The 7476-nt window shown below is 42.3% G+C and carries 5 protein-coding genes and 4 tRNA genes; 2 read left to right on the plus strand and 7 right to left on the minus strand.

What is annotated here, in order from left to right; translation table 11 throughout:
• Window positions 1–4: 4 nt before the first annotated feature.
• The 3 genes from CBX98_RS22510 to CBX98_RS22520 form a co-directional block, all read right to left on the minus strand.
• Window positions 5–1687: an Ig-like domain-containing protein gene (locus CBX98_RS22510; RefSeq protein WP_109170314.1), complete on the minus strand. Its 1683-nt coding sequence runs from the start codon at window positions 1685–1687 to the stop codon at window positions 5–7.
• Between the two features lie 983 nt (window positions 1688–2670).
• Window positions 2671–2744 (minus strand) — tRNA-Cys (locus tag CBX98_RS22515).
• 37 nt (window positions 2745–2781) lie between these two features.
• Window positions 2782–2868 (minus strand) — tRNA-Leu (locus CBX98_RS22520).
• Window positions 2869–3169: 301 nt separating this feature from the next.
• Here CBX98_RS22520 and CBX98_RS22530 point away from each other — a divergent pair.
• Both CBX98_RS22530 and CBX98_RS22535 read left to right on the plus strand, forming a co-directional pair.
• Complete coding sequence (locus tag CBX98_RS22530) at window positions 3170–4099, plus strand: CHAD domain-containing protein (protein WP_109170316.1); 930 nt, start codon at window positions 3170–3172, stop codon at window positions 4097–4099.
• 68 nt (window positions 4100–4167) lie between these two features.
• Window positions 4168–4956: a lipase gene (locus tag CBX98_RS22535; RefSeq protein ID WP_047009223.1), complete on the plus strand. Its 789-nt coding sequence runs from the start codon at window positions 4168–4170 to the stop codon at window positions 4954–4956.
• Between the two features lie 74 nt (window positions 4957–5030).
• On the opposite strand, the gene CBX98_RS22540 is transcribed toward CBX98_RS22535, so the two are convergent.
• The 4 genes from CBX98_RS22540 to CBX98_RS22555 form a co-directional block, all read right to left on the minus strand.
• Window positions 5031–5285 carry a hypothetical protein gene (locus tag CBX98_RS22540; RefSeq protein WP_012842214.1) on the minus strand — a complete coding sequence of 85 codons (255 nt, stop codon included), beginning with the start codon at window positions 5283–5285 and terminating at the stop codon, window positions 5031–5033.
• Window positions 5286–5415: 130 nt separating this feature from the next.
• A complete protein-coding gene (amyS, locus tag CBX98_RS22545) occupies window positions 5416–6939 on the minus strand; it encodes an alpha-amylase (protein ID WP_109170317.1) in 1524 nt (507 codons plus the stop codon).
• A gap of 308 nt (window positions 6940–7247) precedes the next feature.
• Window positions 7248–7321, minus strand: a tRNA-Cys gene (locus CBX98_RS22550).
• Window positions 7322–7357: 36 nt separating this feature from the next.
• Window positions 7358–7444 (minus strand) — tRNA-Leu (locus CBX98_RS22555).
• Between the last annotated feature and the right edge of the window lie 32 nt (window positions 7445–7476).

Here is a 7476-nt window from a genome sequence, read left to right on the forward strand (position 1 = left end):
CGTTCTATTTATTCTTACCTTTCCCATTGTTACCAGAGTTGCTAGAATCGCCACCAGATGAGGACTCTAACTTCACTGAGACCTGAGCGGTCGAGCTGCTTTGACCATCACCTATGGTATAGGTAAAGCTGTCGTTATTTTTGAATTTCTTCTCAGGTGTGTAACGCAGGGTGCCATCTGATAACAGCTCTAGTCGCCCCTTACTTGGTCTAGTAAAAGAAAGCACGCTTGCAGAGTTTTGCTCTCCAACAACATCGTTTGCCATCACATCGATAATCACCGACTGTTTCGAAGACATAGTCACCTGATCATCAACAGCAACGAGCTCTGGTGATGGCGAGATTTCAGTAGTTACAGAGTAATTCACGGATGCTGCGGTTTGCAGACTTGAGTCCTCTCCGTGCGTCACGATCATATTCAAAGCATAGTCTTTATCACTAGCGTCAACCGAAGATACGACTGATATCATTACTTGTCCGGTTTCACCTGCTGCTAGCGTGATTGCATTGCTGCTTGCTTTCCAACCAGTTGGCACTGACGCGTTTACAGAAAAACTGCTCGCTGAACAATCTGCACTATCTTTGTTGGTAATAGTGACCTGATATTGAACCTCATCACCGGCTGCAACCGAGTTGTTTGTTGCAGCTTTCGCAGTCACTGATGGAGCATTAACAGTACAAGTCCCGATATTACCGTTGTCAGAGCCGTCAAAGACAACGCTTACTTCGGCGATGCCGTTCGCTGCACTCACCAAACTCAATGTTACACCTGAGTCTGGGTCAGTATAGCTACCACCGACCGGCATAGATGGGTCAAACCAGTCATTTCGGCCAAAAACCGCACGATATTCAGAGTCAGTTTTAAAGTGAAGCAGATTACTGCTGCGCCCATCGCCTTCTACAGCGCTTCGAATGATGATGCCATCCGTAACGTCCCCACGATAGAACGAGTAAGAACGAGCATCTAAAAAGTCGTCAAACCCAATAGACTGGCGGTATTCAATGTAAAACCATTTTTTTGCACCTGTAGAAGGATCAGTACCACGAGGTACTTTTATCGTAACTGGCTGATCACTAGTCGTCTCGTAATTCGCGATGGAGTAAGTACCATTTTGAGTAACTTCCAGTGTCTTTGAAGCGTGCTCTCCCTCTAGCCATCCTAGTCGCTCGCGCTGGAAAGTATTCAAATAGCCGATGTCTGGACCACCCATTACATCATAGGTATCACCGTATTCACGCAACGTACAGTTGTCTGAAAGCGTATGCTCGCCACAATCAAGAGCACGAGAGTGATGCAAACCAAAGTTATGTCCAAGCTCATGAGCGATATTCATCGGAGAAAAATCACCATTGATGTGCGCGCGTGAAGGCATGCCATCAATAGTTGCCGATCCAGCGACACCACATGCCGTTTTTGTCATCAAGTAAACAATACGATCGTACTCTTCAAGCTTCACTCCCGCAGCGATGGCTTCTTGATCCGCTGCATCTTGAACAGCGGTAAAATCACAAACCTGATTAGACAACGGCAAATTAAACCAACCTACGACTTTCCCAGACAGCCACATTTGATCAAAAGAGCTTTCACGGTAGAAGTCATTCACTGTGCCAAAGATTAGATTATTTGCCTCTGACAAAGTTAATGGCTGCTCATTTGGGTTTTCTTTGAAGTTCAGCAGGATAACCAATGTATTTTGCTGTCCCGTCGTACTTCCTGCTGCACTGGCGTAATGGATGCTCTGTAAACAAGCGAATATTACTAATAAAAATGACAACCCTTTATTTAGGATTGTTCTATTTATTTTAATATTTTTTATCACTGCTTCACCTAATTTTAAATTAATAACTAGTTCACCTTCCCGCCAATATAAGCAGAAATGGTAGGGTAAAATAATATAAATTTTAGGCAATAAAATGCCCTAGCCTATAAAGCCAAATATGTTCCTATATACATCAACATGGTTATAAAAGGATAACCACCAAAAATATAAGAGCCGGAATCATAGCAAAGCAACCGGTCAAAATTCAACCAGAGCGATAAGTAATTTAGGTTAAGTTTGTGTAATAATAAATTTGTCCATTTTTGTCAGTTACTTAAAATAACCTTATGATTGTTTTATATGAACAAACTTTCTATTCAATAATGACTTTAATAAATCACTTGCACTACAGCCAATTTAAATCATTAAAAATCAAACAAGTAGAAATTGAACTAAAACAACCTCAATTTCATCGCATGAAATTATAACCTTTAAATTCATTAACTTAATAACGAGTCATTCGAATAATATACCTCAACAACGCTTGAGTAATATTATCCACCTTTAATTGTTAAATTTAAGTTAAATTAAAGTAGTGAAAAGTTTTTTGCTCACCTAGTTTTATACTCGATTACAAGACAGACTGAGCGATACAGTGCAATATCAACTAGAGACATATAGAGAAACAAGCAGGATATATGCGCAACTTTATTTTCAATATTGAACTAAAATCACATTGATAATATAACGCTATAGATAGCAATTCAGGAAAACCAGTTAAAGGGTGATTAACTGATAATTGAGGTTGGTATTTGTACAAAAATTAATTATTCAATAAAAAATTGTGTATTAGAATAGTTTGACAATACCAGATAGTAAAAAACCGGCACAAGGCCGGCTTTTAGAAATAGTGGAGGCGCCTCCCGGAGTCGAACCGAGGTCCACGGATTTGCAATCCGCTGCATAGCCACTCTGCCAAGGCGCCTTTCTGATTTTTATATCTCTGTTACCAAAGATTTTGATGGTGCCCCGGGCCGGACTTGAACCGGCACAGCGCGAACGCCGAGGGATTTTAAATCCCTTGTGTCTACCAATTCCACCACCAGGGCAACGCAATCATGCGATGGGTTAGACACCATCTTTCTCAGCGACCTTTGCCGTGAGAACGAGGCGTACTTTAACGGATTAATTTATCTGGTCAACAAAAAATTAGTCTTTTTTATTCAAATGGTTAAAAAGCCAACTCAAACGAACAAAGGGCGATCATTTTGCTCACAAGAACATCAGCTTGTTTTGCTCTCGTTTGCTTTGCTTCATCACTTCATGTCAACGAGGAATCGACAAGTCGCACAAATAGACAATATGGGTATAAACTTAACTCGTACTGCAGGGGACAAATAAGCGCTCATCATGTTTCGAAAGTCATCATTTCAATTACCGCTACATACTGATTCCGAACTCGACTTCGTAGTGCCCCACTTCTTACTTACTGAATTTGATTATGCACGCTCTCTGGAACAGGGGATCGTCCAAGACTTGGATCCTGAATATACACACCAGTATCGCGTCACACTGAGGCGCATACGCTCACTATGCTTGCTACTTCGCGAACTGATACCTCCTTTTGAACAGCGTATTTTGAAACCTCATTTAAAAATAATGATGAAGAAAACAAATAAGCTGCGTGATTTGGACGTATTTATCTTGGACAAAAGCCAATACATTGAAATGCTCCCAAACCACAAACCCTCTCTTGAGCCGCTTTTTGGCTTTATAGAATCCGAACGTGCTTACGAACAGGCAAAAGTTGCGCGTTGGCTAGCGACACAAGAATACACTATGCACTGCACTTTGGTCAGGAATAGTCTGCTGCGAAGTACACAACACGAACGAGTGGATAACAACGTACCAGCGTTACTCTTCGCAAGCCAAAAAGTCTCCGAACAATTTAAAAAGGTCGACAAAGCACGACGCAAGATCTCGGACAAAAGTCGTGACAGCGTGATCCACTCAATGAGGATAAAGTGCAAAGCGCTGCGTTATTTGTTAGAAGGGTTTTCCGCACTCTACCCTTCCCCACAGCACAAAAACAACGTGAAACAATTAAAACTATTACAAGACAAGCTCGGTGATTTTAACGACACTTCAAGTCAAATTGAATTTTTCACACAGCTCAAAGAGGCAGTAAACCTCAATAAACAAGATCGTAAGGCTTTGAAAAAGCTAATTAACGTGCTTAGTGAACATCACGATACTTCGCGCCAGACCATCTTAACGCACTTAGACCAATTTGAGGCTTTCATCCACGATACCAACACACAATGCCTCTACCAGCACTAACCTAGGTTCACGTATTTTTAATATTCATTAATTACAGTCAGTCGTTAGGCTCCATAAAGAAAGATAACGTGAAACCATTAAAACGATACCAATATGAGCGCTATGCCGTACTCTGTAATCTCGCCTATCCTCGCGTCTTCAGACAAACTCAATACGGATTCGATCCTAATGGGCAACGAGTCATTAGAAATGAACACGGTAAGATTATGATTCGTGTGCTCTGGAGTAAAAAACAGAGTGAAGTGGTCGTAGTGATTAAAGGCTCACACAGTATCAGTGATTGGTTGTTAAACTTCGCGATGTGGACGAGAAGCTGTCGAAGGTTGGGACTGAATTACCGCATTCACGCGGGTTTCTATCATCTTCTGTTTCAAGAAAGTTTACCGAGCCGAAATGAAGATCGGTTGGGGTTGACCGTGATCGAGCGCCTCGAAGGTATCGTTGTACCGCTCATTCTTAGGGGAAAAAGAATCACCATTACTGGTCACTCTTCAGGTGGCGCGATTGGCAGTGTTTTTGCCGACTATATTGAGAAAAAATACCCAAAGAGCATTAAACGCGTCGTGACTTTCGGTCAGCCCGCAGTTGGAGATTGGACCTTTAAAAAACGCTACCGTTTGGGGCACAAAACTTACCGGATTTGTTGCGACATCGACATCGTGACATTCATGCCGCCAGTGCCTTTTCTCTATTGGCATGTAGGCAAAATGCTATGGTTGTATAACGGGAAAATATACGAGAATACGCCAACGTTCATTCGACTTGGACGTTCTCTATTTAGTTGGTTGATGCGACCATTCTCTTATCACTTTATGAGTAAATACATCCGCGATAAAGACTTCTTTGACGAACGCTGAGCTAAGTACCCTAAAACTATGATGTACAGGCACTAAAAAGCCGGACTCAGCCGGCTTTACGTTTTTGTGGTGAATTACAGAGAGGCAATTTCTTTTTCAAGTTGATATTTGCTATCTGTGACTATGCGCTCTAACACTTCAACGCGTCGCTTCAAATCACCAATTTGCTTGTTAAGGTTATCTTGTTCTTCTTGGCTCATCGTATTACGTTCAGATATCTCCAAAGCTCTTACTTCTTTACGATGATTCAAGATTAACTTAATTATCCCGCCCCCAAATATGGCACCGAACACAATAGCCACAACCAATACATCAGCAATAGATTCCATTCTTCATCTTCCTCTAGATAATGCTCAAATATAAGTTACTCATTTGTTATATGAATATCAAATAACGTATTGATTCACTGCAAAGTTTCATCAAAATTTGCCTGTTCTGTATCAAAATCACAAGAATGGATTACTCAACGCTAACCCAAACCGAGACAGATCCACCATTTACAGGGAACTCAGCCCACCCGTTCGCATCTGTCCAAATGTCTTCAGTTCGGATGCCCAACTTGTCGACATAGCGTGTACTTGGCTTACCCGTATACATCCACTTCGAGCCACCTGGTCCATCGCTCATGATCACTGCCATTGAATGTGGATGTTCTGCATCGCCCTCTCTAGTCCAGCCAATTACATCCCAATGGTCGAGATAAGAATGTTGTTTGCCATACGCATAGTCTTTACGCAGTGTTACGAGCTCTTCGATGTAAGGCACTTTGACCATATTGATGTCATGCCCTTTATCACTGTACTGCGCACCGTAGTAATCTGCATAAAACACGGATGGATAACCTTCTTCACGCAATAAGATAAACGCGTAAGCGAGCGGCTTAAACCACCAATCAACCGTCGACTCCAACGCCTGCAAAGGTTGAGTATCATGATTTTCTACTAAGGTTACCGCTTTGACTGGATTGTCCTTCATCAGCGTACCATCCATGATTTTACGCATATCGTAACTACCACCCGATTTAGACGCATTGTAGAAGTTCATATGTAGCGGTGCGTCGAACAGAGACATGCTGCCAGAAGTTTTGGTGATAAAGTTATGCAGCTGATTCACATCGTAGTTCCAGTACTCTCCGACCGTGAAGAGTTCTTTCTCTGTTTTCCAACGTAGGTGATCAATCCATTCTTGAAGATATTGGTATTTGATGTGCTTCACCGCATCCATTCTAAAGCCATCAACACCAGTCATGTTGATGTACCACTCACCCCAATCTTTCAGTTCTTGTTTAACTTCAGGATGATCCATGTCTAAGTCAGCATACATAAGGTAGTCGTAATTCCCCTTTTCAGAACTGACTTCCCAATCCCATGCCTTACCTTCACCTTTGAATTTAAAAATGGCTTTTTCTTTACCTGCATCGTCCCAGTCCACGCCATCAAAATGGTACCAAGTCCAATGGAAGTTAGAGTACTTGTCGTTGCGTCCAGGGAAATCAAACTCCACCCACGCTTCAATCCATTTATCACCAAGTTCAATGTTGCGGTTGTTCCAATCTACCCGCTTAGTATCAACCCAAGATTTCCCATCTGCACCACCACGGTGGTTAAACACCACGTCACCATAAACCTGGATATTGTTATTGTGAGCGGCATTGATAGCACTAAGATACTGATCTTTCGTGCCGTATTTGGTGCGCACTGATCCTTTTTGATCAAACTCTCCCAAGTCGTACATGTCATAAACGCCGTAGCCGACATCATTACTGCCACCCGCTCCTTTGTATGCAGGTGGTAGCCAGAGCGCTGTGAATCCGTTTTCTGCTAGCGTTGGAGCGTTATTTTCCACTTGAGTCCACAGTGTGCCATCGTTAGGCACATACCAATGGAAATACTGCATCATTGTGCCATTCTCAGCAGCCAATGCAGATGAACTTAGCAGCAAGGTTAAAGGTAAAATAGTGCGTTTTAATTTAAATGTTTTCATTATTTTTCTCTCACGTTAAGGACTAAAATCCTCCTTTCTGCTCATACACACCAAGCATTGCCAACGGTCACGCTAGCCAAGTTGCTGCCTGTGATACAAAAAGTTCGGATTACAATCGAAGAGAAATTAGCACCAATCACCCTATACAATTATTGAGTTATTTAACATTTATAAAATCAATGACTAGCGCATTGAAAATATTGAATGGTGATCAAAACATGGGAGGAATTTAGAGAAGCGTGAACGAGTATAGATTGATGGATTTAAAACGAAGAAAGCCAGTCATTTAAGACTGGCTTTCGAAATAGTGGAGGCGCCTCCCGGAGTCGAACCGAGGTCCACGGATTTGCAATCCGCTGCATAGCCACTCTGCCAAGGCGCCTTTCTGATTTTGTATCTCTGTCACCAAAGATTTTGATGGTGCCCCGGGCCGGACTTGAACCGGCACAGCGCGAACGCCGAGGGATTTTAAATCCCTTGTGTCTACCAATTCCACCACCAGGGCAACGCAATCATGCGATGGGTTAGACACCATCT

The sequence above is a fragment of the Vibrio sp. T9 genome (assembly GCF_003123985.1).
GTDB classification, from domain to species: Bacteria; Pseudomonadota; Gammaproteobacteria; order Enterobacterales; family Vibrionaceae; genus Vibrio; species Vibrio diabolicus.